28 protein-coding genes are annotated in these 25,589 nt (G+C 64.7%); 16 read left to right on the top strand and 12 right to left on the bottom strand.

Translation table 11 applies throughout. The features are described from left to right. Window positions 1-40 precede the first annotated feature (40 nt). Entirely contained in the window at window positions 41-805 is a 765-nt protein-coding gene (locus CBI38_RS05265; RefSeq protein WP_109326970.1) for an SDR family oxidoreductase, read from the bottom strand. Window positions 806-858: 53 nt separating this feature from the next. On the opposite strand from CBI38_RS05265, the gene CBI38_RS05270 reads away from it, so the two are divergent. From CBI38_RS05270 to meaB, 3 genes are read left to right on the top strand one after another with little or no spacing between them, the layout of a single operon-like run. Continuing rightward, window positions 859-2,298 (top strand): class I adenylate-forming enzyme family protein, encoded by a 1,440-nt coding sequence (locus CBI38_RS05270; RefSeq protein WP_109326971.1) that lies wholly within the window; start codon window positions 859-861, stop codon window positions 2,296-2,298. After that, complete coding sequence (locus tag CBI38_RS05275; protein ID WP_109326972.1) at window positions 2,291-3,430, top strand: thiolase family protein; 1,140 nt, start codon at window positions 2,291-2,293, stop codon at window positions 3,428-3,430. The genes CBI38_RS05270 and CBI38_RS05275 overlap by 8 nt, the downstream gene beginning before the upstream one ends. Before the next feature lie 29 nt (window positions 3,431-3,459). After that, entirely contained in the window at window positions 3,460-4,431 is a 972-nt protein-coding gene (meaB, locus tag CBI38_RS05280; RefSeq protein WP_109334869.1) for a methylmalonyl Co-A mutase-associated GTPase MeaB, read from the top strand. On the opposite strand, the gene CBI38_RS05285 is transcribed toward meaB, so the two are convergent. From CBI38_RS05285 to CBI38_RS05295, 3 genes are read right to left on the bottom strand one after another with little or no spacing between them, the layout of a single operon-like run. Then, window positions 4,420-5,499: an NAD(P)H-dependent amine dehydrogenase family protein gene (locus CBI38_RS05285; protein ID WP_109326973.1), complete on the bottom strand. Its 1,080-nt coding sequence runs from the start codon at window positions 5,497-5,499 to the stop codon at window positions 4,420-4,422. The genes meaB and CBI38_RS05285 overlap by 12 nt on opposite strands. Window positions 5,500-5,541: 42 nt before the next feature. Next, window positions 5,542-6,357, bottom strand: a complete 816-nt coding sequence (locus tag CBI38_RS05290; protein WP_109326977.1) for an acyl-CoA thioesterase — start codon at window positions 6,355-6,357, stop codon at window positions 5,542-5,544. A gap of 46 nt (window positions 6,358-6,403) precedes the next feature. Continuing rightward, window positions 6,404-7,057 (bottom strand): TetR/AcrR family transcriptional regulator, encoded by a 654-nt coding sequence (locus CBI38_RS05295; RefSeq protein WP_109326978.1) that lies wholly within the window; start codon window positions 7,055-7,057, stop codon window positions 6,404-6,406. Window positions 7,058-7,229: 172 nt separating this feature from the next. Between CBI38_RS05295 and CBI38_RS05300 the strand changes: the two genes are divergently transcribed. From CBI38_RS05300 to CBI38_RS05310, 3 genes are read left to right on the top strand one after another with little or no spacing between them, the layout of a single operon-like run. Next, a complete protein-coding gene (locus tag CBI38_RS05300) occupies window positions 7,230-8,228 on the top strand; it encodes an acyl-CoA dehydrogenase family protein (protein ID WP_109326979.1) in 999 nt (332 codons plus the stop codon). Next, complete coding sequence (locus CBI38_RS05305) at window positions 8,212-9,387, top strand: acyl-CoA dehydrogenase family protein (RefSeq protein WP_109326980.1); 1,176 nt, start codon at window positions 8,212-8,214, stop codon at window positions 9,385-9,387. The genes CBI38_RS05300 and CBI38_RS05305 overlap by 17 nt, the downstream gene beginning before the upstream one ends. A 10-nt stretch (window positions 9,388-9,397) precedes the next feature. Next, a complete protein-coding gene (locus tag CBI38_RS05310) occupies window positions 9,398-10,180 on the top strand; it encodes an enoyl-CoA hydratase (RefSeq protein WP_109326981.1) in 783 nt (260 codons plus the stop codon). A 71-nt stretch (window positions 10,181-10,251) separates the two neighbouring features. On the opposite strand, the gene CBI38_RS05315 is transcribed toward CBI38_RS05310, so the two are convergent. After that, window positions 10,252-11,019, bottom strand: coding sequence for an SDR family NAD(P)-dependent oxidoreductase (locus tag CBI38_RS05315; protein WP_109326982.1), 768 nt, complete (start codon window positions 11,017-11,019; stop codon window positions 10,252-10,254). Window positions 11,020-11,157: 138 nt separating this feature from the next. On the opposite strand from CBI38_RS05315, the gene CBI38_RS05320 reads away from it, so the two are divergent. Next, window positions 11,158-11,589, top strand: a complete 432-nt coding sequence (locus tag CBI38_RS05320) for a nuclear transport factor 2 family protein (RefSeq protein WP_109326983.1) — start codon at window positions 11,158-11,160, stop codon at window positions 11,587-11,589. 25 nt (window positions 11,590-11,614) lie between these two features. Here the strand turns inward: CBI38_RS05320 and CBI38_RS05325 are convergent, their stop codons facing one another. The 7 genes from CBI38_RS05325 to CBI38_RS05355 are packed head-to-tail and all read right to left on the bottom strand — an operon-like array spanning window position 11,615 to window position 17,259. After that, complete coding sequence (locus CBI38_RS05325; protein WP_109326985.1) at window positions 11,615-12,415, bottom strand: acyl-CoA dehydrogenase family protein; 801 nt, start codon at window positions 12,413-12,415, stop codon at window positions 11,615-11,617. Next, window positions 12,412-13,509, bottom strand: coding sequence for an acyl-CoA dehydrogenase family protein (locus CBI38_RS05330; RefSeq protein ID WP_109326986.1), 1,098 nt, complete (start codon window positions 13,507-13,509; stop codon window positions 12,412-12,414). Before CBI38_RS05330 ends, CBI38_RS05325 begins: the two co-directional genes overlap by 4 nt. After that, the gene (locus CBI38_RS05335; protein ID WP_109326987.1) at window positions 13,506-13,922 is read right to left on the bottom strand and encodes a nuclear transport factor 2 family protein; all 417 of its coding nucleotides are present in this window, start codon (window positions 13,920-13,922) and stop codon (window positions 13,506-13,508) included. The genes CBI38_RS05330 and CBI38_RS05335 overlap by 4 nt, the downstream gene beginning before the upstream one ends. Then, entirely contained in the window at window positions 13,909-15,141 is a 1,233-nt protein-coding gene (locus CBI38_RS05340; protein ID WP_109326990.1) for a metal-dependent hydrolase family protein, read from the bottom strand. The genes CBI38_RS05335 and CBI38_RS05340 overlap by 14 nt, the downstream gene beginning before the upstream one ends. A 4-nt stretch (window positions 15,142-15,145) precedes the next feature. Further along, window positions 15,146-15,469 carry a hypothetical protein gene (locus tag CBI38_RS05345; RefSeq protein WP_109326994.1) on the bottom strand — a complete coding sequence of 108 codons (324 nt, stop codon included), beginning with the start codon at window positions 15,467-15,469 and terminating at the stop codon, window positions 15,146-15,148. Continuing rightward, window positions 15,453-16,721 (bottom strand): aromatic ring-hydroxylating oxygenase subunit alpha, encoded by a 1,269-nt coding sequence (locus tag CBI38_RS05350; protein WP_109326995.1) that lies wholly within the window; start codon window positions 16,719-16,721, stop codon window positions 15,453-15,455. Before CBI38_RS05350 ends, CBI38_RS05345 begins: the two co-directional genes overlap by 17 nt. 4 nt (window positions 16,722-16,725) lie before the next feature. Beyond that, window positions 16,726-17,259 (bottom strand): carboxymuconolactone decarboxylase family protein, encoded by a 534-nt coding sequence (locus CBI38_RS05355; protein ID WP_109326996.1) that lies wholly within the window; start codon window positions 17,257-17,259, stop codon window positions 16,726-16,728. Window positions 17,260-17,630: 371 nt separating this feature from the next. Here CBI38_RS05355 and CBI38_RS05360 point away from each other — a divergent pair, with 371 nt between their 5' ends. The 9 genes from CBI38_RS05360 (at window position 17,631) to CBI38_RS05400 (ending at window position 25,581) form a co-directional block, all read left to right on the top strand. Then, complete coding sequence (locus tag CBI38_RS05360) at window positions 17,631-17,945, top strand: hypothetical protein (protein ID WP_109326997.1); 315 nt, start codon at window positions 17,631-17,633, stop codon at window positions 17,943-17,945. A gap of 95 nt (window positions 17,946-18,040) precedes the next feature. Beyond that, window positions 18,041-19,207 carry an acyl-CoA dehydrogenase family protein gene (locus CBI38_RS05365; RefSeq protein WP_109334870.1) on the top strand — a complete coding sequence of 389 codons (1,167 nt, stop codon included), beginning with the start codon at window positions 18,041-18,043 and terminating at the stop codon, window positions 19,205-19,207. Further along, a complete protein-coding gene (locus CBI38_RS05370; protein ID WP_204164876.1) occupies window positions 19,207-19,974 on the top strand; it encodes an SDR family NAD(P)-dependent oxidoreductase in 768 nt (255 codons plus the stop codon). The genes CBI38_RS05365 and CBI38_RS05370 overlap by 1 nt, the downstream gene beginning before the upstream one ends. After that, window positions 19,974-21,200, top strand: a complete 1,227-nt coding sequence (locus CBI38_RS05375) for a CaiB/BaiF CoA transferase family protein (RefSeq protein ID WP_109326998.1) — start codon at window positions 19,974-19,976, stop codon at window positions 21,198-21,200. Before CBI38_RS05370 ends, CBI38_RS05375 begins: the two co-directional genes overlap by 1 nt. A gap of 23 nt (window positions 21,201-21,223) precedes the next feature. Further along, on the top strand, window positions 21,224-22,072 hold the full coding sequence (locus tag CBI38_RS05380) for an enoyl-CoA hydratase/isomerase family protein (RefSeq protein ID WP_109326999.1): 849 nt from the start codon (window positions 21,224-21,226) through the stop codon (window positions 22,070-22,072). Continuing rightward, window positions 22,065-23,210, top strand: coding sequence for a thiolase family protein (locus CBI38_RS05385; RefSeq protein WP_109327005.1), 1,146 nt, complete (start codon window positions 22,065-22,067; stop codon window positions 23,208-23,210). Before CBI38_RS05380 ends, CBI38_RS05385 begins: the two co-directional genes overlap by 8 nt. Before the next feature lie 13 nt (window positions 23,211-23,223). Continuing rightward, on the top strand, window positions 23,224-24,372 hold the full coding sequence (locus CBI38_RS05390; protein WP_109327006.1) for an acyl-CoA dehydrogenase family protein: 1,149 nt from the start codon (window positions 23,224-23,226) through the stop codon (window positions 24,370-24,372). A 106-nt stretch (window positions 24,373-24,478) separates the two neighbouring features. Continuing rightward, window positions 24,479-25,084, top strand: a complete 606-nt coding sequence (locus tag CBI38_RS05395; protein ID WP_109327007.1) for a TetR/AcrR family transcriptional regulator — start codon at window positions 24,479-24,481, stop codon at window positions 25,082-25,084. Beyond that, window positions 25,081-25,581, top strand: coding sequence for a hypothetical protein (locus tag CBI38_RS05400; RefSeq protein WP_109334872.1), 501 nt, complete (start codon window positions 25,081-25,083; stop codon window positions 25,579-25,581). The genes CBI38_RS05395 and CBI38_RS05400 overlap by 4 nt, the downstream gene beginning before the upstream one ends. Window positions 25,582-25,589 lie beyond the last annotated feature (8 nt).

Below are 25,589 nucleotides of genomic sequence, written 5' to 3' on the forward strand. Positions count from 1 at the left end.
CTCGGGACCGACGGTCCCGAGACCTCCGCCGCATTCGCACTTATTTCGGCGGGAATCGCAGGCCACCGTCGAGCCGGATGACCTCGCCGTTGAGATAGTCGTTCTCGACGATCGATGCGGCGAGAGTCGCGTACTCGGATGGCCGGCCCATGCGCTTGGGATGGGGAACCTGGGGTCCCCAGTAGGCCTCGAGCTGATCTCCGGCCTTGCCATAGGCCGGAGTCAGGATGGTGCCCGGTGCAATTGTCACGACCCGGATACCGAGGGGGGAGAGGTCCCGGGCGGCCACGAGGGTCATGCCGACGATGCCGCCCTTCGCTGCGGAGTAGGGGAGTTGTCCGATCTGGCCTTCGTAGGCCGCGATGGACGCAGTATTGATGATCACGCCTCGGCCGCTGTCGTCGATCGGCTCCTGTTTGGCGATTGCGGCCGCGGCCAATCGCATGACGTTGAAGGACGAGATCAGGTAGGACTCGATGGTCGTCCGGAACGCAGCAAGATCCATGGGGCTTCCATCCTTACCGACGAGCCGCCCGCCCCCGGCTGGGCCGCCGTGTGTGTCCACCGAGATGCGCAGCGGCCCCAGCGACTCCGCCTCGGCGATCGCAGCCCCGACGGATTCCTCGTCCGAGGCGTCGGTACGCACGTAGCGGACTCCCAGCTCCTCCTCCAGTTCCTTGCCCTTGTCGTCGGCGACGTCGGCGACGACCACCTTGGCTCCCGCCTCATGGAGACGGCGAACGGTGGCTTGGCCCAACCCGCCCGTGCCTCCGACGACTATCGCGGAACAACCCATGATCTGCATCGCAATTTCCCTTCTTGCAAGTAAGCCTCTTGTACTGAGAGAATCATGTTCTCATGAACATCAACATGATTCTAGAGATGGCCGCGACCGACAGCGACAAGGCGGTTGTGACCGTCGACGAGCGCTCGTTGACCGCCGCGCAGCTCCTCGACCTCGCCCACCGCGCCGCCCACCGGTTCCGGGATCACCCGGCCGTGCTCTATCTCGGTGCCAATCATCTCGGCTATCCGGTCGCCCTGTTCGGGGCCGCCCTGGCCGGCGTCCCGTTCGTGCCGCTCAACTACCGGCTCGGTGATCAGCAGTTGACTGCATTGCAGGATCGCCATGCCGGCGCCGTGATCCTCCGCCCCGAACATCTCGACGCCCTCGTCGATGTCGACGTTGTGCAGGACGAGCCCGCGGAGGTGCCCTCCCCGCAGTGGGACGGTGACAGCGTCGCCGTGATCATCTACACGAGCGGAACCACGTCCGATCCCAAGCCTGCTGTGCTGCGGCATCGGCACCTGCTGGCCTACGTCCTGAACACGATGGAGTTCGCATCCGCCGCGGACACCGATGCCGCGTTGGTGGCAGTTCCGCCCTATCACATCGCCGGCCTGACGAACCTGCTCTCGAACCTCTACACCGGCCGTCGCGTGGTCTATCTGGCCGGGTTCGACCCGACCGTGTGGCTTGACACCGTCCGGCGCGAGGGCATCACCCACGCAATGCTCGTGCCCACGATGCTGGCCCGCGTCGTCGCCGAACTGGGCGACGCCGACGCGGAATCGCCTACGCTGCAGAGCCTTGCCTACGGCGGATCCCGTACTCCGAGGCCCGTTCTGGAGCACGCGCTGCGCGCATTTCCGGATACGGGTTTCGTCAACGCCTACGGTCTCACCGAAACGGCGTCGTCGGTGGCCGTTCTGTCCCCCGAAGATCACCGGGCGGCGTTCGCGTCGAGCGATCCGGCTGTGCGGGACCGGCTCGGGTCGGTCGGGCGGCCGCTGCCCGGGATCGAGATCGAGGTCCGCACGGAAACCGGTGAGCCGGTCGCGGCAGGCGAGACCGGCCTGGTCTTCGTGCGGGGCGAGCAGATCTCCGGCGAATACGGCGGACGCAGTGTGCTCGACGCGGACGGCTGGTTCGCGACCCGGGACCTCGGTCACCTCGATGCGGACGGCTACCTGTTCGTCGAGGGCAGGGCTGACGACACGATCATCCGCGGCGGCGAGAACATCGCACCGGCAGAGATTGAAGACGTGCTGCTCCGCCACCCCGCGATTTCCGAGGCAGCAGTGATCGGAATACCCGACACCGAATGGGGACAGCGAATAGTCGCTGTTCTCGTCGGAGACGCAGACCCGGCCGAAATCAGGCAGTGGGTCAAAGACAGGCTGCGTTCCTCGAAAACCCCGGACACCGTCGTGTTCCGAGATGAACTCCCGAAAACTGAGACCGGAAAACTACTGCGCCGCACCCTTGTGGCCGAACTGGAGAACTCCCATGCCTGAAGCCGTCATCGTCTCCGCGCTGCGCACTCCCATCGGCACTGCCGTGAAGGGAACGTTGCGCGACACCACCGCTCACGACCTTGCTCACCACGTCGTCGCCGCAGCAGCAGAAGATCTCGACCCGGGCCTGATCGACGATGTGATCCTCGGTGAAGGCCTGTACGGCGGCGGGGTGGTTGCCAGGCACGCCGCACTCACCGCAGGACTGACCGAGGTTCCCGGGCTGGCGCACAACCGGCACTGCGCCGCCGGCCAGGCCGCGGTGCAGAGCGCGGCCGCGAGCATCCGGGCGGGTATGGACGAGCTGGTCATAGCCGGCGGAGTCAATTCGGCGTCCACCTCGCCGAAATCACTGTTCAAGGTGGACGGCGAGTGGGTGCCGTGGTTCCCGCCCACCCATCCCGAACAGGCCAATGCCCCCACGATGGATATGTCGATCACGGTCGGATGGAACGCGGCCGTCGAGGCGGGCGTGACCCGGCAAGAGATGGACGAGTGGGCATTTCGCTCACATCGCAACGCCGTGCAGGCCATCGATGAGGGCAGGTTCAAGGAAGAGATCGTTCCCATCGACACGCCCCACGGACTCTTCTCGGTCGACGAGCATCCGCGGCGCGAGACGAGCTTGGAGAAACTGGCGTCACTGAAGCCGCTGCATCCGGAGATCGAGGGGTTCAGCATCACAGCGGGAAACGCGTGCGGTGGCAACGACGGCGCTGCCGTCCTGACGATCGCGAGTGACCGTCTCGGATTACCTGCGCTTGCCACCGTTCGGTCGTGGGCGTCCGTCGGGATCGACCCCGCACTCACCGGTCTGGCGCCGGTCAGGGCAATCCCGAAAGCCCTTACCCGAGCGGGTATCTCTCTTGCCGATGTCGGCCTGTTCGAAATCAACGAAGCTTTCGCCGCGATGTGCGTTGCCACCATCAAGCTGCTCGAGATCGACCCGGACAAGGTCAATGTGAGCGGAAGTGGTTGTTCGCTCGGACATCCTGTTGCAGCGACCGGTGCCCGGATGCTGGTGACGCTGGTGCACGAACTGCGCCGTCGCGGTGGCGGTATCGGTGTGGCGGCAATGTGTGCGGGCGGGGGAATGGGGTCGGCGACGGTGATCGAGGTTCCAGCGCCGTGACTGTGAGCCGACCCGTCAGTGATTCCCCTGTGTCATCCAGTGTTTCGGACCTCGTCGCGGCAGCGCGTGCAGGCTCCGTGCGTGCGGCGGGACGGTTGCTCAGCCTGGTAGAGAGTAGCCGTCGCTCCGAAGTGCTCGACTCGCTGGCCTCGGTGGTCGACTCGCCGGCCGCGGCGCCCGCCCGGGTGGTCGGTGTGACGGGGCCGCCCGGTGCCGGCAAGTCGACGACCATCGGAGCCCTCGTCGCAGAGTATCGGCAGCGGGGCCTGCGGGTGGCGGTACTGGCGGTCGACCCGTCCTCGCCGTACAGCGGCGGTGCGCTTCTCGGCGACCGAATCCGGATGGCCGCGCACATCAACGACCCGGGCGTGCTCATACGGTCGGTCGCAACGCGCGGCCACCTGGGCGGCCTGGCCGCGGCGGTGCCCGCGGCCATCCGCTTGCTCGGGGCGCTGTCGTATGACCTCGTCCTGCTCGAAACGGTGGGGGTGGGGCAGTCCGAGATCGAGATCGCGGCCATCGCTGACCCTACGATCGTGATACTCAACCCCGGTGCGGGTGACGCTATTCAAGCCGCGAAGGCAGGTTTGTTGGAGGTCGCAGACATCCTCGTCGTCAACAAGGCCGATCGCGATGGCGCCGACCAGACCGTACGAGACCTCCGAGCCGAGTTCCACGTGCCGATCCTCACCCTCGTCGCCGCACGAGCCGAGGGAGTGTCCACCTTGGTGGAGGTGATCGAGGCCCACCGTCGCGCCGACACACTCGCGCGCCGGACAGCACGGGCGCGGGCACAAGTCCTCTCCCTTGCGCACACTCGCCTGCGGACTCATCCCGGACTGGCGCATCTTGCCGCCTCGGTCGCGGCCGGCCGCCACGACCCCTACACGGCGGCTGATCTGTTGCTCGCTCCCGCGTCCGAGGCTGCCCACGACATGCGGGCCTTCCGGTACGAGACGGAAGACCCGGCCTTCTGTGATGCGGGCGGATCAACCGAGTGAGGCAATGACCTGGGGAAGGTCGGTGGTCGAGCGGATTCCCGAGGCGGCAGCGCACACGAAGGGCACCGCGTTCACAGCGCGGTGTGCCGTGTAACCGGGCGCCACCGCACCCATCCGTTCGAGCGGCACCGGCATTGTGATGTCGACGTCGAGGGGTGCGTCCCCATCGACAGTGACATGCCACCCGGTGGGGCGGACGTCCCAGGCCGGGTCGACGTCGGCTGTGCAGTACCAGGTAGCGCGGAAGCGCAACAGTGCCCGGCCGTTCCGCATCCCGGCGGCGGTAATTCGCTGGGCCGCCACAGTACCCGCCTCCAGGACCCCGGCGGCGATGTGGGTTCTGTGGCGGGCGGTGGCAACCTCGCCACTCGCCTCCACGGAATCGAGCGGCTGCCCGAGGGCGTCGGCGACGAGTTGGAGCGAGGGCCCGAAACTCGTACGAGCATGCGACAACCGGGCTTCGCTGAAAGCGCCGGGAGCGCGTCCGAATCCCATGATCTCGAACAGAAGGTCTGGTGAATCCCTCTGTGACAGATCGGCATACTCGTCGATCGTCAGGTTGTCGAGCTGTCGTTGGATCGAGGTCAACACGAGCGGAACGGCTTCGGTAATGAACCCGGGACTGCTGCCGGTGCTGTGGATCGAGGTGTTGCCGAGCGCGCACGCGGCCTCGACCCGTGCGCGTACCTCGGGGTCCATGCCCGCCGGATAGTGGAACTCACCGCGGGTTGTCACGATATTGATCCCCGACGCCAGCAACCAGCACACTTCGTCGAAGTCGCACGCACGCGGCATGTACAGCACACAATCCGCTCCGGAGTCCACGACCTCCTCGATGCTCCGGGTGGCGGTGATGCCGGTAGCGGGCAGCCCGCACAGTTCGCCTGCATCGCGGCCGATCTTGTCGTCTGCGTGGACGTACACACCGGCCAAGGTCAGCGTCGAGTGTTCGATCACCGCCCGGAGTGCACGGGTGCCGATGTTTCCTGTCGCCCATTGCACGACCCGATACGGCCGGGTGGCAAGAGTCGATTCGACAGCGTTCTCGGACAAGGGATTTACACTCATGTCACACCTTTGATCGGTCGACGTGCCACCACGGAACGGGCGTCACGGGTGGATGCGGAGGAGGGCTTCTTGCGCATAGGACGCGACGAGGCTCCCGTCCTCGGTGAGAGCATCGCCACGGCCGAAGCAGCGGCCGTGCGCCAGCAGTGGACTGTGCTGGCGAAGGAGGAGCCACCTGTCGGTGCGGAACGGCCGATGGAACCAGAGGCTGTGCGAGGTGACGGCAGAGGTGAATTCCGTGCCGTTACCGAGTTGACTGAGCCCGTGAAGTGGGCGCAGCGCCGTGCCGATAAGGTTCAGGTCGGTGGCGTACGCAGTGAGCGCCTGGGCCAACTCGCCAGCGACTTCCGGTGTGCGCATCCAGAATTCGAAATCGGGGGTTGCGGCCGCCGTTGCGTTCAGGTCGGCGGCGGCGCGGGTCTCCCACGGGAGAAGGTCGAGGTGTACCCGGAATTCTTCCGGAAGGACGGCCGGAACCGCGGGAGTGCTTTGATGTTCGGGTCCGTCCTCACCGCAATGCAGGGAGATCGCGGCAGTCGCAACCACCCGTTCCGACTGCCGGGCGACGACCGCCACGGTTGCGAACGATCGGCCTTCGTGTTGAGTCGTGACCTCGTACCGGACCGGCTCGTCGGCGCGGCCCTCCCGTGCAAACAGCGCATGCATCGATTTGACGCTCTTGCTCGGACAGGTGAGACGAGCCGCCTCCAGGAACTGGCCCAGGATCTGTCCACCGAACAGTCGGTGGTAGTCCAGTTTCTGGTTGCTTCCCTCGAACACCGCGACCGTGGGGTCGGTGTCGGGTGGGTAGGGGCGCAGATCGAGGCAGGCGAGAAGGTCGTTCCATAGCTCGGGCACACACCGACTGTAATCGATGTTTCCCTCGTTGAGAATACCGTTCTCGTCAGGAGTGTGCGAAACCCCGCGAGCAGAAAGCCCAGACCTCGTCGGCGGAAATGGGACGGACAGTTGCGTCGTCGTTGCCGCCGCTGGACTGAGCGATGAACATGACGGTCTGCATCGTCATGGCAGCCATTCGGCGCGGGTTGATCTCGGCGCGCAATTCACCTGCGGCTTCGGCCTGCTCCATCAGCTCGGTAAACAGCGAGAGCAGCGCCGAGTGCGCGACCTTCACCTCGGCGGGATGGGAAATCAGCAACTGCGGGGCAAAGTCGGTAAACAGCGGACGATGCGCCACCGGGTCGGGGCGGCACGACTCGAACAGCAACTCGACGGCGACGCGGAGCTGGTCGAGTGGGTCGGTCTCGTTGGCTGCCGCGGCGCGGATCTGATCGGCAGACCGGGTCAATGCTTCCTCGAACAGGGCGAGGAGGAGTTCATGTTTACCGTCGAACTGCAGGTAGAAGCTACGCAGCGACTGCTTGGACCGGTCGACGAGCTCCTGCACCGTGAAGTCGGTGCTGCCCTTTTCGGTGATGATCGCCTGCGCGGCATCGAGGAATTTCTGCACTCGCTGCTCGGCGCGAAGCTTGGCGGTCTTGATGGAGCGTTCGACCGCGCGCTGCTTCCAGGCCGGCTCTTCGCTGATTTCGGTCACCGCCGGACCCCCCCTCTGTATGTAGCAAACATGTATCCACTGTACCGGAGAGGAGTATGGCGTTGGGTCGCCAGCCTGCGAGCTACGGGCAAAAGTGGAACTCTTACTTTCGTCTAGCGAGAATGTTATTCTCGCTAGACCATTCGCAGCTCTGGCAAGGAGGCAAGCCGGGATGCTTTTCGAGTTCGACTCAGATCAGCGGTTGTGGCAGAAAACCGTCCGAGAGGTCATGGCCAAGGAGTGCCCGCCCACCCTGATCCGCACGATCGTCGACGACGGCGGCGACCCCGGTCCTCTGTGGAAGGTGTACGTCGACCTTGGCTGGACCGAGCTGGCGGAAGCCGACGTCGCCGTGGAATTGGCGATCGTCCTGGAGGAGCTGGGCCGAGCTACCGATCCCACGCCCTACCTTGCGACGATGACCCAGTTCGCTCCTCTGGCCGTGGGGAGTGCCGATCCTGCGCAGTCCGGCGCGGCGGTATTCGACGGTGTGAGCGCCCACCGCGACGGTCGTGGCTGGCTCTTGAACGGCACCGCCCACCGGGTCATGGACGGAGATCGCGCAGATCTGCTGGCTGTGGTGACGGGCGCCGGCGTCTTCGTGGTTCCCGCGGAACGGGTGACCGCAACGCGCAGTCTGATATTCGATCCCGTGCTGCACCTTGCCGAGGTGACCTTCAGTGGGGTTCGCGTGAGCGAAAGCGACCGCAGTGCCGCCGATCCGGAGCGCGCTCGTCAGCTGGCCCTGACCGGCATGGCGCTGACGATGGTCGGGGCCTGTCAACGCATTCTCGACTCGGTGCTCGTTCATGTGAAGGGCCGCAATCAATTCGGTGCTCCGATCGGCTCCTTCCAGGCGGTCAAGCACAAAGCGGCGGACATGCACGTGGCCGTCGAACGTGCCCGCGCACTCGCCTACTATGCCGCCCTCACGATCGCCGCCGACGATCCCCGCCGCCGTGTGGCTGCGGCAATGGCCAAGGCCGCGGCAGGGGAGTGCCAGTCGCTGGTCTTCCGCAACGGCCTGCAGCTGTTCGGGGCCATGGGATTTACCTGGGAAAACGACCTTCAGTTCGCGCTCAAGCGCGCCAAAGCCGGCGAGCTCCTGCTCGGCGGCGCGGCCGAACATCGGGCGCTCATCGCCGAGGAGTACCGTGCAACTCACCTTTGATGCCGACGTCGAAGAATTCCGGGGCGAGTTCCTGGCCTTCCTCGCCGAACATCTGCCCGACGAGGCCGAGGCGGGGGAACGACCGCGCTCCAGTGCGGATGTTCCGGAGTGGGCCCGCCGCTGGCAGCGGAAGCAGTTCGACAACGGCTGGCTGCTCCCCGGAAACCCACCCGAGTTCGGCGGCCGGAATGCCAGTATCCTGCAGCAGTACGTGCATCTCGAGGAACTTTCCCGGCGCCGGATCTATCACAGCTTCAATCCCCAGGGCCTCGGCATCATCGCCGCCTCGTTGTTGTCGTTCGGTACGCCGGAACAGAAGGAACGTTGGGCTGCACCGATTCTGCGCGCCGAGATCACTGCTGCGCTCGGCATGAGTGAACCCGGTGCGGGCTCCGACCTCGCGTCGTTGCGTACACGCGCGGTGCGCGACGGTGACTCCTTCGTGGTGAACGGCCAGAAGGTGTGGACGTCCGGTGCCAACGAGGCCGACGTGTTGCTCACCTTCGTCCGCACCGATCCCGACGCTCCGAAGCACAAGGGAATCAGCGTGCTTCTGATTCCCACCGACACCCCGGGGGTCACGCGCCGTCCCTTCGCCTCCGTGTGTGCCGAGGACGACTTCGACTTCAACGAAGTGTTTTTCACGGACGTCAGGGTGCCCGCAGAGAACCTCGTCGGTGGGCTGAATCAGGGCTGGGGCGTTGCGAACGGTGCCCTAGGCCACGAACGCACCCTGTTGTGGCTGGGTTTCGCCGACCGACTACAGGATCTCGTCGAGGATTTCCGGCCTGTCACAGTTCTCGACCGTGATCACTATGCCACGCTCGCCATGGACAATCAGGCACTGCGGCTGCTGGGTTCTGCGGCGCTGGCCCGTGCGGACCGGGGTGAGCAGGACGTAGCGGCCCTGTCGGTTCTGAAGATCCTCGGATCCGAGGCAGTGCAGACCGCTTCGGAGCACGCGCTGGACGGCGCCGGGTTCGACGGTCTGGTCCACCCCGCGCTGACGGCACCGTACACGCCCTGGAACAACGACCATTTCGCGTCGAGTTGGTTCGAACGCTATGCGCGGAGCTTCGCCGGCACCATTGCCGGCGGCACGTCCGAAATTCAGCGCACGATCGTCGCCGAGCGCGTGCTCGGCCTACCCCGAAGCTGAGGAGTCCGACATGTATATCGACTACGAGGTCGCCGACAAGATCGCGGCCATCACACTCAATCGCCCCGAGGCCGCCAATGCCCAGAACGGCGCGCTCCTCGACGAACTCGACGCAGCCTGGACCAAGGCGGCAGAGGACCCTGATGTGGCGGTGATCGTCTTGCGTGCCGAGGGGAAACACTTCTCCGCCGGTCACGACCTCAACGATCGGTGGCCGGCTCCCGCGGAGATCACCCTGGAATGGATTTACGGGGCGGAGACCCGTCGCTATCTCGAGTACTCGCTGCGTTGGCGCAATGTTCCGAAGCCGTCGATCGCGGCCGTCCAGGGGCGCTGCATCGCGGGCGGACTGTTGTTGTGCTGGCCGTGCGACCTGATCGTCGCTGCCGAGGATGCCTCCTTCTCCGACCCGGTGGTGATGATGGGCATCGGTGGAGTCGAATATCATGGGCATACTTGGGAACTCGGCGCCCGCAAGGCGAAGGAAATTCTCTTCACCGGTCGTCCGGTGACTGCCGCGGAAGCCGAGCAGGTCGGCATGGTGAACAAGGTAGTGCCGCGCGATCAGCTCGACGCGGAGACTCGGGCCCTTGCCGAACATATCGCGACGATGCCCTCGTTCGGGCTGCGCCAGGCCAAGCGTGCGGTCAACCAGACGCTGGACGTGCAAGGCTTCTACGCTGCAATCCAGTCGGTGTTCGACATCCATCAGTCCGGACACGGCAACGCCTTGAGTGTCAGTGGCTACCCGATTCTGATGAAGCTGGACGAGATGAAGGCGAAAATCCAGTAAGAGGATCCAGTAGAAGTTTCGACTCCGATGGTGGGTCCCGTAAGCGGGGCCCACCATCGGGCGGTAAGTCGTCAGACCTTTTTGGTCACGCCGCCGTCGACTCGGATGATAGCGCCGGTAGTGAAACTCGATGCGTCACTCGCGAGATGGAGTGCGAGTGGTCCGAGTTCCTCCGGCTTCCCCATGCGACGCAGCGGCACGAACGACGCTTCCTCACCTTCAGCCGGCGCCCACGACTTCGAGACGTCCGTCAGGAAGGGGCCCGGCAGGATCGCGTTCACCCGGACCTTCGGCGCAAACGCATCGGCCAGGCCGACCGTGAGTGCATTGACCCCTGCTTTGGCACAGGCATAGGGCAACTGACGCGCGCTCGCCACCAGGGACCCCGCGGTACCGACATTGATGATGGAGCCACCGTCGTTTTCGGCCATGTGGGTGGCGGCTCGAACGGCGAGCCGAAACGGTCCCTTGAGGTTGACAGCGAACGTCTTGTCATACAGCTCTTCGGTGATGTCGTCGAGGTTCTCGTACAGCGGTGACATTCCGGCGTTGTTCACCAGTACGTCGAGCCTTCCGAAATGTTCCAGGGTCTGTTCGATCAACTGGTCGCACTCGTCCCAGCGTCCGACGTGACAGGCTACGGGAAACGCTCGACTGCCGGTGGACGTCTCTACCTCCTTGGCCGCGAGCTCGCATGCATCGAGCTTGCGTGAGGCGATGACGACGTCGGCCCCCGCCTCGGCGAGAGCCTGCACGATGGCTCTTCCGATGCCGCGGGATCCGCCGGTGACGACGGCAACCTTGCCGGTCAGGTCATGTAGGGAAGCACTAGTGGTCATCCGTGAATTATGCCCGAGTCGAGTGCCCTTTGGAAAGGACGTTCTGGCATTCGAGAATCACATTCTGCAGGCGGCGGAGTGCTCGTGTGGTGAGCTACGTGCGGGGTCGATTGTGCTTGTCGAGAGGTGAGGAACCACATGAATATGCAAGTGGTAGAGGACAAGGCCGAGATCGCGGAGCTGATGTATCGGTACGCGCGAGCGGTCGACACGAAAGACTGGGCGCTGCTGACTTCAGTGTTCACGGAGGACGCTCACCTCGACTACAGCTCGGTCGGTTATCCACCCGGGCCGCGCGACGAGGTGGTCGCCCTCCTCCGGAATGCGCTGACCCAGGTTCCGATGACGCAGCACTTCGTCACGAACATCGAGGTCGATCTCGATGGCGCCACCGCGAAGGTGCGGGCAATGTTCTTCAATCCCATGCAACTACCCGGCGTAAGCGGCATGACCTACTGCGGGGGCAACTATCACCATGAAGTGGTGCGCACCCCGGACGGCTGGAAGAGCGCCCGACTCCGGGAAGAGAGTCTCTGGTTCTCGAATCATCCCGGGCCGAGCGGCCCTTGACGAGGCCGCTCGGTCACAGCCGGTGTCAGAGCTGGACGAGGCGCGGCGCCGATCCTTCGGCCCGGATCATCGCGCCGGCTTCGCGGGTGAGTTCTCGCGCACTGCCGAGGAGGCCGTCGAGCACCAGCGCGCGCCGGATGTGCCGGTGTAGATCGTGTTCGGCGGTGAAACCTATCCCACCGAGCACCTGCTGGCAGTGACGAGCTGTTATGAGCGCCGCCTGGCCGGCCGCGGCCTTGGCGAGCAGGGAACCGAGGTCGTCGGTGGCGGCGGCCAGGGTTGCCTCGGCGCCCTCGATGGCGACGAGGGTCTCCGCGAGCCGATGCCGTACGGCCTGGAATGCGGCGACCGGCCTGCCGAACTGTGTACGACCCAGCGCGTGTGTTCGAGCCAGGGACAGCATGGCTCGGCTGGTACCGGTCAACCACCAACCGAGCGCTCGGCGGCCCGCAGCGAGCGGGACCGGACTTCCGGGGTCGACGATCGCCAGCGGTAGTTCACTGTCCAGTGTGCTGTACTGCGGTGCGGGCGCCTTGTCGGTGCGGTCCCACAGAACCCAGGAGCCTCCGGTGTACGGCAGGGGGACGGCGCCACCGACGGGGAGTCCCGCCTCGTCCAGCACCACGTCATTGAGGAAGGGTCCGTGTGCGCCGGTCTCCCCGAGGAGCCGGAACACGATCGGCACTGCGAGGTCTGGCATTTCGGTGAGCATGTCGTGCCACCCGAGTTCGGTGAGGGCGGTATCGAGATCTGCGCCCGATCGGGTGGTCATCGTTTTGCGAAGTGTGTCCTCGAGGAGGGTGAGCTCCACGTCGTACACGGTCATTCCGCCCCCAGGTCGAGTAGCCGGCGCGCGATGATGTTGCGTTGTATTTCCGCGGTGCCGCCGTAAATGGTTGCGGCGCGGGAATACAGGAATTCCGTGCGCCACTCGTTCTCGCCGAGTTCGAGCACCCCGGGGAGCAGGTCTCGGGCGGTGTCGAACAGTCGCTGTTCGGCGGTGGCCAGCAATACCTTGTCGATGGAGGTCTCCGGGCCGAGCTGGGCACCGTTTGCCAGTCGCTGCTGGGTGGCGTGGGAGCGACACCGAGCGGTGTGGAGCGCAAGGTATGCCGCACCGAGATCGCCGTCGTCCGACGTCGCGGTATTCGATTCCGTCAGCAATCGATCGAGACGGGTGAACAGATAGGCGATTCGGTGCCAGAAGCAGGTGGACCGTTCGTGAGGGAGTAGGTCCATGGCCACCCGCCATCCGTCGCCCGGGCGGCCGAGCATGCGATCCTCGGGAACGACCACATCGTCGAAGTACACCTCTGCGAACTCGTCGACGCCGTGCATCGTGCGCAACGGCCTGACGGTGATGCCTGGTGTGTTCATGTCGACGAAGAAGGCGGTGATACCGCCATGGCCCGGCGCGGTGCGGGTGAGTAGGACACAGCGGGTGGAGTACTGGGCGAGGCTCGTCCAGACCTTTTGCCCGTTGATCACCCATGTGTCGTCACCGCGGGGATCCGCGCGGGTGGTCAGCGAAGCGAGGTCGCTTCCCGAACCGGGTTCGGAAAAGCCCTGGCACCACTGCTCGCGGCCGCTGAGGAGTAGCGGCACCATCTCGGCCGCCAACTCCGGGCGGGCGTACGAGATCATGGTCGGAGCGAGTACTTCGATCATCGAATAGATTCCGGGCTCGGCCAGGTCGCGGGTCGCCACTTCCTCGCCGAGGACGGCGCGAAGCACCGCGGGCCCGCCTACACCGCCGACCTCGGTGGGCCAGCCGTAGCGCATCCAACCGGCGTCGTAGAGGGCGCCACGCACCCGGGCCAACTGCGCGACCTGTCCGTCGAGCGAATGATCGGGCCCGGCGGACAGGTCGTTGTCTTCGAGCCAGCCGCGCAGACCTGCCCGAAATTCTGTGACGTTCATGCGCCAGGACGTTCGAAGGCGTGCGGGCGCCCCGAATCATGCGCTCCGCTACGGCGAATGAACGTCATGGCCCGTGTCCGAAGCCGCCAGCCGTCGGTGGTCCGGGCATAGGTGTCGTTGTAGTACCCGATTCGCATGTCGTGCGTCGCCTCGTCGACGAAGCACAGTGGCTGTGTCCCGGTTGCCGTGTCGCCGGACAACTCGATGAGGGGCGTACCGGTCATGAACAGACCCTTGGGTGCGGCAGCAACCAGTTCGGGGAACTGGTCGAGGGGAAATGCGTCACCGAAGGCGCTGTAGGTGCCGTCAGCAGTGAAGACACCGATCACCCCCTCGACGTCGCCCTTGGTCATGTTCACCGCATAGCGGGCGAGCAACTGCTGAATTTCCATCAGGTCGTCATTTGTTGACATAGACCTTGCCGCCTTTCATGACGAACCGCACATTCTGGGTCACGGTGATGTCGTCCACCGGGTCACCGGGAACACCGATGATGTCGGCCAGCAGGCCCTCCGCGAGCCGTCCCCGGTCGGTCACGTCGATCAGATCGGCGGCGGTGGTGGTCGCTGCCTGCAGCACCGACAAGGGTGGCATACCTCGCTCCACGAGGGCGACGAGTTCGTCGGCGTTCTTGCCGTGGGGAATCGCGGGTGCATCGGTGCCGACGGCGATCTTCACGCCTGCCTTATATGCCGCAAGAACCGAAGTGCGTGCGCGGGGGAACATCTCGGCTGCCTTGGCTTGCAGATCGGCAGGGGCATGCGAGACGTCCATGGCATCCGCGAGCCGGGTGGTGGGCACCAGGTAGGTACCGCGCTCGACCATGAGGTCGATGGCATCGTCGTCGATGAGGAAGCCGTGCTCGATGCAATCGATGCCTGCTTCCACCGCCGCGCGTACCGCATCCGCGCCGTGTGTGTGCGACGCGACGCGCAACCCGCGCCGATGAGCCTCGTCCACGATGGCCCGTAGTTCCTCATCCGAATAGTGCTGCGCACCTGGAAGTCCGGTATGTGACATGACCCCGCCCGAGACGCACACCTTGATCAGCTGTGCGCCGTGTTTGATCTGATAGCGGACGGCCTTGCGTACCTCGTCGACCCCGTTGGCGATCCCTTCCTCGATGGTGAGGTCCAGAACACCGGGGGCGAACGCCGCGAACATCGTGGGGTCGAGATGTCCACCGGTGGGGGTGATCGCGTGTCCGGCCGGCACGATCCGGGGACCGTCCACCCAGCCGGCGTCGATCGCCTTGCCGAGCGCGACGTCGAGTAGGTAACCGCCCGTCTTGACGAAGAGTCCCAAATTGCGGACGGTGGTGAAACCGGCGTGCAGCGTGCGGCGGGCATTGCCCACCGCACGCAGCATGCGCAGCGGAGGATCGTCCTGCACGGTGGAGTACACGGGCTTCTCTCCCCGCCCACCCATCAGGAGGTTGACCTCCATGTCCATGAAGCCGGGAAGGAGGATCAGGTCGCCGAGATCCAGTACCTCCCCTTCCGCGTGGTCGCCGGCATTGCCGGCGTCAGAGCCGACACCGACAATGCGATCGTCCTCGATGTGGAGGATGCCGGGTCGGATGATCTCGCCGGAATCGATGTCGAGTAGCCCGGCCGCCTTCAGTGTCAGCATGATGTCAGACCACCGGTTCCTTGATGAGATCGACCCACGCCGCGCCGCTGTCGGGCACCCGGGCCTGCTTCCACACCTCGATCGGGAACGACACCATGACGAGCGACTGCATCAGGTGCACGAGGGAGCGGGCGTCGTCGGGCAGGTCGTCGAAGTCGAACTTGTCGCAATACGTGATCGCGTCTTCGAGGCGGCCGAACGCGGCGTCGTAGAACTCCTGCATCTCGGGCATGGTGGAGGCGAGGCGTTTTGCATAACGCTCGGGTTCGGTCTGCAGGGCCCAGCCGGCGTACGGCTCGAGGTCGACGAACTCAGTTGGCAGAGCCATCACGGTACTCCTTGACGTAATCTTTGACGGTCTTGTGAAGGTGGCGGAGAAGAACTTCCTGATCGCAGAGCGGGAAGTCGGTGACGGTGCCGGTGGCAAGCATCGACTGGGTTGCCTCGAGGGTGTTGGCATCCTGGAGTGCGTACTCCTTGAAAGTCACCGCAGCCAGCTCCTGCGCGAGGCGTTCGCGCGTGTTCTTCGGGGGAACGAAGTAGAGGTTCGCCTCGAAGGTGTGGCGACCGACCTCTGTCGGCCAGTACTGGTACGTGAGGTACCAGCCCGGTGCCCAGAACAGGAGCGAGAAGTTGGGGAAGATTTCGAATTCGTCGATGCCCCAGGGCTTTGCGCCGGCGGGGTTGATGCCGCGCGGCAACGGATCGAGCCCCTCGATGTCCGGACGATCCCACGGACCGAAGAGACCACTGCGCAGGACTCGCTCGATCGGCTTGACCATGTTGAGATCCTTCGGCGGCGACATGCCACCCCAGGAGGAGATCATCGAGTGGGGAGTCTGCAGCTCGTAGTGCAGTGCCTCGAAGCCGTAGCCGATGAGCTTGTCGGCCTCGTCCTTGGTTGCCTGCTTCTGGTGGAGCACAGGCGCGTGGTAGAACTCGGCGAACGCGTCGATGAACAGCTTCCAGTTACTCGCGATGTCGGAGCGGTAGCTGTAGACCTCGGTCATCTCGTGGAAGGGGTAACCCTTGAGGCTCTGGCCGTAGTCGCCGAGGTATTCCTCCAGTGATACTGCTTCGGGATCGAGGTTGACGAAGATGAAGCCTTCCCAGACCTCGCAGCGCACGTCCTTGAGGCCGTAGTTGCTCTTGTCCAGGTCGAAGAACTCGCCCTCCTGCTGAACGAACGTGAGCTCGCCTTCGAGGCTGTAGCGCCACGCGTGGTACTTGCAGGTGAACTGACGGCAGGTGCCGGACGTTTCTTCCTGCGGGAAGTCGTTCCACACCAGCTTGTTACCGCGGTGGCGGCAGACGTTGTGGAAGGCGCGAATCGTGCCGTCGGCCCCCTTGACGATGATCAGTGAGGTGTCGGCAGCCTTCAGTTCTCTGGTGAAGTAACCACCGGTCTTCGGCACCTGTTCGACGCGCCCGACCAGCAGCCAGGTGCGCTTGAAGATTGCGACCCGCTCGTCTTCGTAGAACTGGGGATCAGTGGAGTCGGTGTAATCGACCGGCTCGGTACCCAGTTGGGGGAAACTCTCTGTCCAGCTTCCCGCAGCTGGTTTCGTGAAGTGGGGCACGGGTCTACCTTTCCTGTTCGAGCTCTATGCCGAATGTGTTGAAAGCCATGGCCATCATGGTGTAGCCGCCGATCGTGAAGACCAGGTCCATTTGCTGCCGTTCATCGAGACGTTCACCGAGAGCGGCCCAGGTCCGATCCGACAGGCGGGACGTCTCGTCGAGTTCGTCCACGGCCGCGAGCAACTTCTGCTCGAAGTCGTCGGCGGCTTCGCCGCGCTGCGCGGAGGCGATCTCGTCCGCGGACAGTCCTACTTCTCTGCCGAGTTCCGTGTGGTGTGTCAGCTCGTACGTGCAGTCGCGGCGATACGCGACCCGCAGGATTGCCAGCTCGCGCAGGCGTGCGGGCAGGGTCGACCGGTACAGCAGGTGAACGCTGAAGCCGAGAAATGCCTTTGTCAGGTCAGGGTGGCGAGCGAGTGTCGCCAACGCTGTGCCCGCCCCTTCCGGATTCTGCCGTTCCCTGGGAAGCATCCCGGCGAAGGCGAATCGTGCTTTGTCGTCCCAGCGGTCTGCGGGCAGCGGGGGCAGTAAGGGCATTCGTAACCTCCTCTCGATGAGAATAACATTCTCAAATATGAGCACTAGGTTTCCATGGGTTGCTCCGATAGTCAATCTCTGCGGTAAAAAGTGTCGTCCACCGCGGTCAACGGCACCCCTCGCCGAGGGGCGGGCAGTGCGATCCCGGCTGACGTGACCGCCCGGCCGGCAGCCTCCTCCTCGGGTGCATCCGATTCTGTATAGCTTGATTCTCTGTAATGGAGAGGATAGTTTCCAACTAGTAAGAGAGCGACCATCGTGGGGTGTCCCCGTCGGAAAGCGGAGACGCCCGGTGATGCTTCCGCTTCACATCTGCGGTCCCCATGTCCTCGACCTGCCCGCTGACCGCTTCGTCGAAAGGGAGATTCATCGTGACCACATCAGCACCGCTGCGTCCCGGTGAGCAGCTCGCCAGTGCCGTCTGCTCCACTCGAGTGATCGTCGTGCGCGCCCCGGCCGAGGGTGCACCGCTCATCGCCTGCGGTGGCACACCGATGGTCCCCGCTACCGGCGGTCGGCCTTCCACAGCCGGAATGACCGATCCCCGCACACTCCTCGGCAAACGCTATGTCGATGCGAGCGAAACCCTCGAGGTGCTCTGCACGTCCCCCGGCGTGGGAGAGCTGAGCTGTGACGGCGTCCCCATGACCATCAAGGCCGCAAAAGCCCTTCCCGCCTCCGACTGAGCGGAAACGGTCAGGGCACGCAGAGACGTGTCCGACGGTCCCGTCGGCGGCCGGCTGAAATGAGAGAGAGCAGAGTGATGGCTGTGCCCGGTGGCATGAGTTTCGAGCTGACCGAGGATCAGGAACTGATCCGGAAATCGGTCGGCGAGTTGGTGAAACGGTTCGACGACCAGTACTGGATGGAAAAGGACCGCGCACACGAATTCCCCACGGAGTTCTACGACGCCATCGCGGACGGTGGATGGCTGGGAATGACGATGCCGCAGGAGTACGGCGGGCACGGGCTCGGCATCACCGAGGCAACCTTGCTGCTCGAGGAAGTCGCCCGATCAGGCGGTGGTATGAACGCCGCGAGCTCCATTCATCTGTCGATCTTCGGAATGCACCCAGTTGTGGTGCACGGATCCGAAGAACTCAAGCAGCGGACGTTACCGCGCATCGCTTCCGGCGACCTCCACGTCTGTTTCGGGGTTACCGAGCCGGGCGCGGGGCTGGATACCTCGCGCATCTCGACCTTCGCGCGGCGGCAAGGCGACCACTACGTCGTCAACGGCCGCAAGGTGTGGATCTCGAAGGCGATGGAGTCGGAGAAAATTCTCCTGCTGACCCGCACCCAACGCTACGACGACGTATCCAAGAAGACCGATGGCATGACGCTGTTTCTCACCGATCTCGATCGCAGCCGGGTGGACATCCGTCCGATCGCAAAGATGGGGCGAAATGCGGTCACCTCCAACGAGTTGTTCATCGACGATCTCCGTATTCCCGTCGAGGACCGCGTCGGTGAGGAAGGCATGGGCTTCAAGTATCTGCTCGACGGGCTGAACCCCGAGCGGATGCTCATCGCCTCCGAAGCGCTGGGGATCGGCCGGGTAGCGCTCGAGAAGGCAGTGAAGTACGGCAAGGAACGCGAAGTGTTCGGCAGGCCGATCGGAATGAACCAGGGCATCCAGTTTCCACTCGCCGATGCTTTGGCGCATCTGGATGCGGCCGAACTGGTTCTTCGAAAGGCCACCTGGCTCTACGACAACGGTCAGCCGTGCGGGCGTGAGGCGAACACCGCCAAGTATCTCTGCGCGGAGGCCGGGTTCGCGGCTGCGGACCGAGCGCTGCAAACCCATGGGGGAATGGGGTATTCGGAGGAATATCATGTCGCCCGCTATTTCCGCGAGGCCCGGCTGATGCGAATTGCACCGATCAGTCAGGAAATGATTTTGAACTATCTAGGATCACACACTTTGGGATTGCCGAGGAGCTACTGATGGCCGACAATATTGGGTTGTTCGATCTGACCGGACGGTCTGCGCTGGTAACCGGTGCCGCCGGGGGTATCGGTTCGGCAGTTGCGCAGGCACTCGCTGCCGCGGGCGCTGCCGTGCTCGTCACGGATGTCGATGCCACCGCCGCCGCGGCTGTGGCCGAGAAGATTTCGGCGCGCGGGGGTAAGGCCGACAGCATCGCCTTGGACGTTCGCGACAAGGACTCCGCCGACGCAGCGGTGGCCAGGGCGGCCGGTTTCACCGAGGGCGTTCTCCACGTACTCGTGAACAACGCAGGAGTGACTGCACCGGCCATGTTCGCCGATCTGCAGGAGGAGTCCTTCCAGCGGATGCTCGACATCCATCTGCTCGGAGCCTTCCACTGCGCCCAGGCAGCACTGCCGTTCCTTGCCACCGATGGGACCGGACGGATCATCAACGTGACCTCTTCGGCCGGCATCACCGGCACGCTCGGTCAGGTGAACTACTCCGCCGCCAAAGCCGGCATCATCGGCATGACAAAGTCGCTGGCGCGTGAACTGGCCCGCAAGAACATCCTCGTCAACGCGCTGGCACCACTTGCTGCCACCCCGATGACGGAAACCATACGTACGGACGAGAAGTTCGCCGCCCAGATGCTGAACCGCATCCCACTGCGACGCTGGGCTGAACCCGAAGAGATCGCCGGTGCCTTCGTCTTCCTCGCCTCCGATGCCGCCTCCTTCGTCACCGGGCAGGTGCTGCCGGTGGACGGCGGCATGGTGATGTGATGGCCGAACCTGCGGCGTGGGGTGGCCCACTCGAAGGCATCACGGTCGTCACGATCGAGCAGGCCGTATCCGCCCCGATGTGCACCAAGACGCTCGCGGACTTCGGTGCCCGCGTGATCAAGGTGGAGAATCCGCGAGGTGGTGACTTCGCCCGCCACTACGACGACGTCGTCGGCGGTCTTGCGGCCCATTTCGTCTGGGCCAATCGCGGTAAGGAATCCGTGACACTCGACCTGAAAACCGATGACGGGATCGAGATGCTGCACCGGTTACTCGGAAATGCCGACGTACTGGTGTCCAACCTCGCGCCGGGGGCCACTTCCCGCCTCGGTATCGCGCCCGCAGATCTGGCAACGCGTTACCCGGAACTCGTCGCGGTCGAGATCGACGGCTATGGGTCGGGCGGGCCGCTGTCGCACAAGCGGGCGTACGACCTTCTCGTGCAGGCGGAGTCGGGCGCATGTGCGGTGACCGGATTTCCGGGTGAGCCGGCCAAACCGGGCCCCCCGGTAGCCGATGTCAGTTCTGGACTGTACGCCGCGTTGTCGATCCTCGCTCTGCTGTGCGCGAAGGGGCGTCGTCCTGAACTGGGTGCTCGCTTCGGCGCGGTCACGGTCAGCATGTTCGACACCATGACGGAACTGATGGGCTACCCCCTCACCTACACACGGCACTCCGGGGTAGATCAGCAGCCGCTCGGAATGTCGTCGCCTGCGGTCGCGCCGTACGGCGCCTACCGGACCGCCGATGAACAAACCGTGGTACTCGGCACCACGAACGACGGGGAATGGCAGCGGTTGGCGCGGGACATACTGCAGCGCAGCGACCTTGCCGACGACGACCGATTCGGGACGAACTCCGGCCGGGTCACGCACCGTGCCGAGCTCGACGAGGCCATCGGTGCATGGTGTGCGCTCCACGACCTCGCCCACGTGCAGAAGACTGCCGACGCCGCGGGTATCGGCAACTCTCGGTACAACCTCCCGAGTGAGGTTCTGGGGCATCCGCAGCTCACTACGCGCGACCGTTGGCGGCAGATCGAGACACCCGCAGGTCCGATCCCGTCACTGCTGCCGCCGCCCATCATCGCCGGTTACGACCCTCCGATGGCGGCGGTGCCGGGTCTCGGGGAGCACACCGACTCCGTACTGACCGAGTTCGGGATCGCTGAAGCCGACCTCGCCCGGCTGCGGGAGCAGGGCGCCGTGGGGCCGGTCTACCGCTGATGTGCCTGTGAAGGGGAAACACTGTGACTGACAGTTCCATACTGTTGTGCCGGGACCGCGACGGCGTGCGAACTCTGACGCTCAACCGGCCGCAACGCAAGAACGCCATCAACGCGGAATTGTGGGCCGTATTGCGGGATGCGCTCGTCGCAGCCGGAACCGATCGTGCGGTACGTGCGGTGGTTGTCACCGGGGCCGGTGGGGCATTCAGCTCGGGCGCTGACATCTCTTCCCCGAGCGACGACCACCCGGCAGACAAGATGCGGCGCCTGACCGACGTAGCGTTGCTGTTGCACGAGCTGCCGAAACCGACGATTGCCAAGGTGACCGGCGTGGCTGTCGGCGCGGGGTGGAACCTCGCACTGGGATGCGATTTCGTGGTTGCCACGCCGGAATCGAGGTTTTCCCAAATCTTTACGCGGCGCGGCCTGTCGTTGGATCTGGGCGGCTCCTGGCTGCTGCCGAAACTGGTGGGACTACAGCAGGCGAAGCGACTTGCCCTGCTGGCCGAGATGATCGACGCAGCAGAAGCCTACGCCCTCAATCTCGTGACCTGGGTCGTGCCGGCCGAGGACATCGATGGTTTCGTCACCCACCTCGCCGAGCGACTGGTGGCAGGCCCGCCGGTTGCACTCGCGCAGAGCAAGGCGCTGCTCAACGAGGGAGCCGACCGAACGATGCGCGATGCGCTGGCGAACGAGGGCCGCGCGCAGATGGTCAATTTCGCCACCGCCGACGCTCCGGAGGCATACGCCGCTTTCGCAGAGAAACGCGAACCACATTTCACGGGTCGCTGGGCGGTCGACCGTGCGCGCGACGCCACCGACCTTCGAACCATGGACAGACCGACAGTAGGAGAAGTCAATGCGTGAGGTAGTAATCGTCGAGGCGGTCCGTACCCCGGTGGGGAAGCGGAACGGCGGACTGTCCGGCGTGCACCCGGCAGACCTGTCGGCAATGGTTCTCACAACGCTCGCCGAACGCACCCGGCTCGATCCCGGCATCGTCGACGATGTGATCTGGGGGTGCGTCTCCCAGGTCGGAGATCAGTCGAGCAACATCGGCCGCTACGCCGTACTCGCCGCGGGGTGGCCCGAAACCGTTCCCGGAACGACGATCAACCGAGCGTGCGGGTCGAGCCAGCAGGCGCTCGATTTCGCGGTGCACGCGGTGATGTCGGGGCAGCAGGACGTCGTCGTAGCAGGCGGTGTCGAGGTCATGAGCAGGGTGCCGCTCGGAGCGGCGAAAGCTTCCGGCGCGCCATACGGGCCCAAAGCGCTTGCCCGGTACGACAATTTCCAGTTCAACCAGGGTGTCGGCGCGGAAATGATCGCCCAGAAGTGGGGTCTGTCCCGGAGCCGGCTCGACGAGTTCGCCAGTCTTTCACACGACCGCGCGGCAACCGCTCTGGACAACGGTGCCTTCGACAACCAGATCGTTCCCGTATCCACTGAGTCGGGCGTGATCGCCGTCGACGAGTGCGTGCGACGGGGCACCAACGTCGACAAGCTCGCTGCACTGAAGCCGGTGTTCCAGGACGACGGTGTGATCCACGCAGGCAACTCCTCGCAGATCGCCGACGGGGCAGCCGCTCTGCTCGTCACGACACCGGACAGGGCGCGCGAACTGGGGTTGACGCCGATCGTGCGGTACTGCGCCGGTGCCGTCACAGGGGCAGATCCGGTCCTCATGCTGACCGGACCGATTCCGGCGACCGAGAAGGTGCTGAACAAGGCGGGCATCGACCTCCCGGAGGTCGGCGTTTTCGAGGTGAACGAAGCCTTCGCCTCGGTGCCGCTGGCCTGGCTCGCGGAGACCGGTGCCGATCCCGCTCTGGTCAACCCGTGGGGTGGCGCGATCGCGCTGGGGCACCCGCTCGGCGGATCGGGCGCCATTCTGATGACCCGCATGATCCATCACATGCGCTACAACGGGATCCGCTACGGCCTCCAGACGATGTGTGAGGGCGGCGGCACCGCCAATGCCACCCTGGTCGAGCTGTCGGCGTAAGGAAGGAATCGACATGCGCAGAGACGTTTTCACCGCAGACCACGAAGCTTTCCGAAAACTGGCCCGCGACTTCATCGAGAAGCGAGTGGTCCCCGACTATCCGATCTGGGAGAAGGCAGGGCGGATGCCACGTGCGGTCTTCGAGCAGCTCGGATCCCTGGGATTGCTTGGTACCGCCATCCCCGAGGAGTTCGGGGGAGCGGGGCTGCCCGACTATCGCTACAACGTCATCCTGCAGGAGGAGGCGGCCCGCGCACTGGTCACGTTGAGTACGGTCCGCACCCAACTCGACGTCATCCTTCCGTACTTTCTCGCCTATGCCGACGACGCGCAGAAGAGCCGCTGGTTTCCCGGTCTGGCGGCAGGCACGCTGCTGACGGCCATCGCGATGACCGAACCCGGTACGGGCTCCGACCTCGCGGGGGTTCGCACCACCGCAGTGCGGGACGGCGACGAGTATGTCGTCAACGGTGCCAAGACGTTCATCACGGGGGGATTGCTCGCGGACCTCGTGATCGTCGTCGCTCGGACGTCGACCGATCCGGACAATCGGCGCGCGGGACTGACCCTGCTGGTCGTGGAGGACGGCATGCCCGGGTTCACGCGGGGTCGAATTCTCGACAAGATGGGCTGCAAGGTGCAGGACACCGTCGAGCTGTCGTTCGATGACGTCCGCGTTCCGGTGGCCAACCGGCTGGGCGAGGAGGGTGCCGCCTTCGGTTACCTCGGCCGGAATCTGCCGCAGGAGCGAATGACAGTCGCGGTCGGGTCGGTCGCCCAGGCGCGGGCGGCAGTGATGACGACGATCGAGTACGTCAAGGAACGTAAGGCGTTCGGCACGCCCGTCGCGTCGTTCCAGAACACCAAGTTCGAGCTGGCAGCCATGTCCGCCGAGGTCGAGGCAGCACAGTCGATGATCGACCGGGCGGTGCTCGATCTCGTGGACGCCGAGTTGTCGGGTGCCGACGCTGCGAGGGTCAAGTTGTTCTGCACCGAGATGCAAGCGCGTGTCGTCGATCGGTGCCTGCAACTGTTCGGCGGCTACGGCTTCATGACCGAATACCCGATAGCCCGCCTCTACACGGATGCGCGCGTCGCCCGAATCTACGCGGGGACGAGCGAGGTGATGAAGGTAATCATCGCCAAGTCTCTAGGACTGTGACGACCGGATGTGACTGTAGCCGCGCGTAACAACAAAAGAGATCCTTGTCACACCGGACGAACTGACCTACTGTGTGTTCAGTAGGTTGGTCCAACGAAGGAGTCCGGTGTCGGAACCACGGCCGTATGACACGCTTCTGGCGAAGGGTGAGGATCGACGGCAATTGATCGTCACGGCCGCTCAGCGGCTGTTGGCGCGAAACGGCTGGCGCAACACGACGTTGGCTCAGATCGCGAAGGAGGTCGGGGTCAGCCCTGCTGGACTGCTGCATCACTTCGAGTCGAAGGAGCAGCTGTTGCACGCGGTGCTCGACGCCCGCGATGCCGACGACGACGCTCACGCAGACCGCTCGGGTGATCTCATCGAGCAGATCGAGCGGGTCGCTGAGCGATTCCAGCGCTCACCCGAGCTGCTCGGCATGTTCGCCGCCCTCCAGATCGAAAACCTCGATTCCAACGCGCCGCTGCACGACCGCCTCCTCGGCAGAGCCAGGGCCTCTGTCGAGGCCGTGGCAGAAGGCATCCGGCGTGGTCAACGCGCCGGCCGATACCGAACCGACGTAGACCCGGCACTCAAGGCCGTAGAGATTATGGCGTTTCTCAGAGGAATGGAGACCTCATGGCTACTCGACCCTTCGATCCCCGTGACCGACGTATTCAGGGGGTATGCACGATCGCTGACTCGACAGCTCGCGCCCGACAGCGAAGCCTGAGGTATCGGGTTGCCGTCGTCGCACCGAACGTGGTCGACGTGGTGCGGCTCGCTGGAGGCTGGCTGTTCGACCAGACGATGGCGGGGTGGGACGTTTCGGTCATCGTCGCGGACCACCTTGATGCACGGCCACTCCAGATCCTCGGAGCGATCACACTCGACCTGGAATCGGCGCTCGCGGGTCCTCACGGTCCCTGCCCACAGGTGATCGCAGTGTCGGCAGATCTGTACCAAACCGACTCCCGCGTGCGGCGGGGTGTGCTCGACAACTTGGACAAGGGCGAAACCGAGGTGATGCTGCTCGGCGATACGTTCCCAGACGATCTCGATGGGAGATTCGGCTCCGGCAGCCACCGGCTGAGTATGGCTGCCAGAGCTTTCAAGGCCCATGCCCTCGCGGCGGCTGCCGTTTCGGTCGATTCGATCGGTGCCACGGAGACCTTCCGCCACAACGAGCTACTCAACTGGCCGTCGTGGTCGATATCCGACATAGCTTGACCGTCGGG

It is taken from the genome of Rhodococcus oxybenzonivorans (assembly GCF_003130705.1).
Taxonomy (GTDB): domain Bacteria; phylum Actinomycetota; class Actinomycetes; order Mycobacteriales; family Mycobacteriaceae; genus Rhodococcus_F; species Rhodococcus_F oxybenzonivorans.

What these genes read in the sequence shown, in the direction of transcription:
- CBI38_RS05265 (WP_109326970.1), bottom strand. Translation starts at nt 805, where the DNA reads ATGCAGATCATGGGTTGTTCCGCGATAGTCGTCGGAGGCACGGGCGGG.
- CBI38_RS05270 (WP_109326971.1), top strand. Translation starts at nt 859, where the DNA reads ATGAACATCAACATGATTCTAGAGATGGCCGCGACCGACAGCGACAAG.
- CBI38_RS05275 (WP_109326972.1), top strand. Translation starts at nt 2,291, where the DNA reads ATGCCTGAAGCCGTCATCGTCTCCGCGCTGCGCACTCCCATCGGCACT.
- CBI38_RS05285 (WP_109326973.1), bottom strand. Translation starts at nt 5,499, where the DNA reads ATGAGTGTAAATCCCTTGTCCGAGAACGCTGTCGAATCGACTCTTGCC.
- CBI38_RS05300 (WP_109326979.1), top strand. Translation starts at nt 7,230, where the DNA reads ATGCTTTTCGAGTTCGACTCAGATCAGCGGTTGTGGCAGAAAACCGTC.
- CBI38_RS05310 (WP_109326981.1), top strand. Translation starts at nt 9,398, where the DNA reads ATGTATATCGACTACGAGGTCGCCGACAAGATCGCGGCCATCACACTC.
- CBI38_RS05315 (WP_109326982.1), bottom strand. Translation starts at nt 11,019, where the DNA reads ATGACCACTAGTGCTTCCCTACATGACCTGACCGGCAAGGTTGCCGTC.
- CBI38_RS05320 (WP_109326983.1), top strand. Translation starts at nt 11,158, where the DNA reads ATGAATATGCAAGTGGTAGAGGACAAGGCCGAGATCGCGGAGCTGATG.
- CBI38_RS05325 (WP_109326985.1), bottom strand. Translation starts at nt 12,415, where the DNA reads ATGACCGTGTACGACGTGGAGCTCACCCTCCTCGAGGACACACTTCGC.
- CBI38_RS05330 (WP_109326986.1), bottom strand. Translation starts at nt 13,509, where the DNA reads ATGAACGTCACAGAATTTCGGGCAGGTCTGCGCGGCTGGCTCGAAGAC.
- CBI38_RS05335 (WP_109326987.1), bottom strand. Translation starts at nt 13,922, where the DNA reads ATGTCAACAAATGACGACCTGATGGAAATTCAGCAGTTGCTCGCCCGC.
- CBI38_RS05340 (WP_109326990.1), bottom strand. Translation starts at nt 15,141, where the DNA reads ATGCTGACACTGAAGGCGGCCGGGCTACTCGACATCGATTCCGGCGAG.
- CBI38_RS05345 (WP_109326994.1), bottom strand. Translation starts at nt 15,469, where the DNA reads ATGGCTCTGCCAACTGAGTTCGTCGACCTCGAGCCGTACGCCGGCTGG.
- CBI38_RS05355 (WP_109326996.1), bottom strand. Translation starts at nt 17,259, where the DNA reads ATGCCCTTACTGCCCCCGCTGCCCGCAGACCGCTGGGACGACAAAGCA.
- CBI38_RS05365 (WP_109334870.1), top strand. Translation starts at nt 18,041, where the DNA reads ATGAGTTTCGAGCTGACCGAGGATCAGGAACTGATCCGGAAATCGGTC.
- CBI38_RS05370 (WP_204164876.1), top strand. Translation starts at nt 19,207, where the DNA reads ATGGCCGACAATATTGGGTTGTTCGATCTGACCGGACGGTCTGCGCTG.
- CBI38_RS05375 (WP_109326998.1), top strand. Translation starts at nt 19,974, where the DNA reads ATGGCCGAACCTGCGGCGTGGGGTGGCCCACTCGAAGGCATCACGGTC.
- CBI38_RS05385 (WP_109327005.1), top strand. Translation starts at nt 22,065, where the DNA reads ATGCGTGAGGTAGTAATCGTCGAGGCGGTCCGTACCCCGGTGGGGAAG.
- CBI38_RS05390 (WP_109327006.1), top strand. Translation starts at nt 23,224, where the DNA reads ATGCGCAGAGACGTTTTCACCGCAGACCACGAAGCTTTCCGAAAACTG.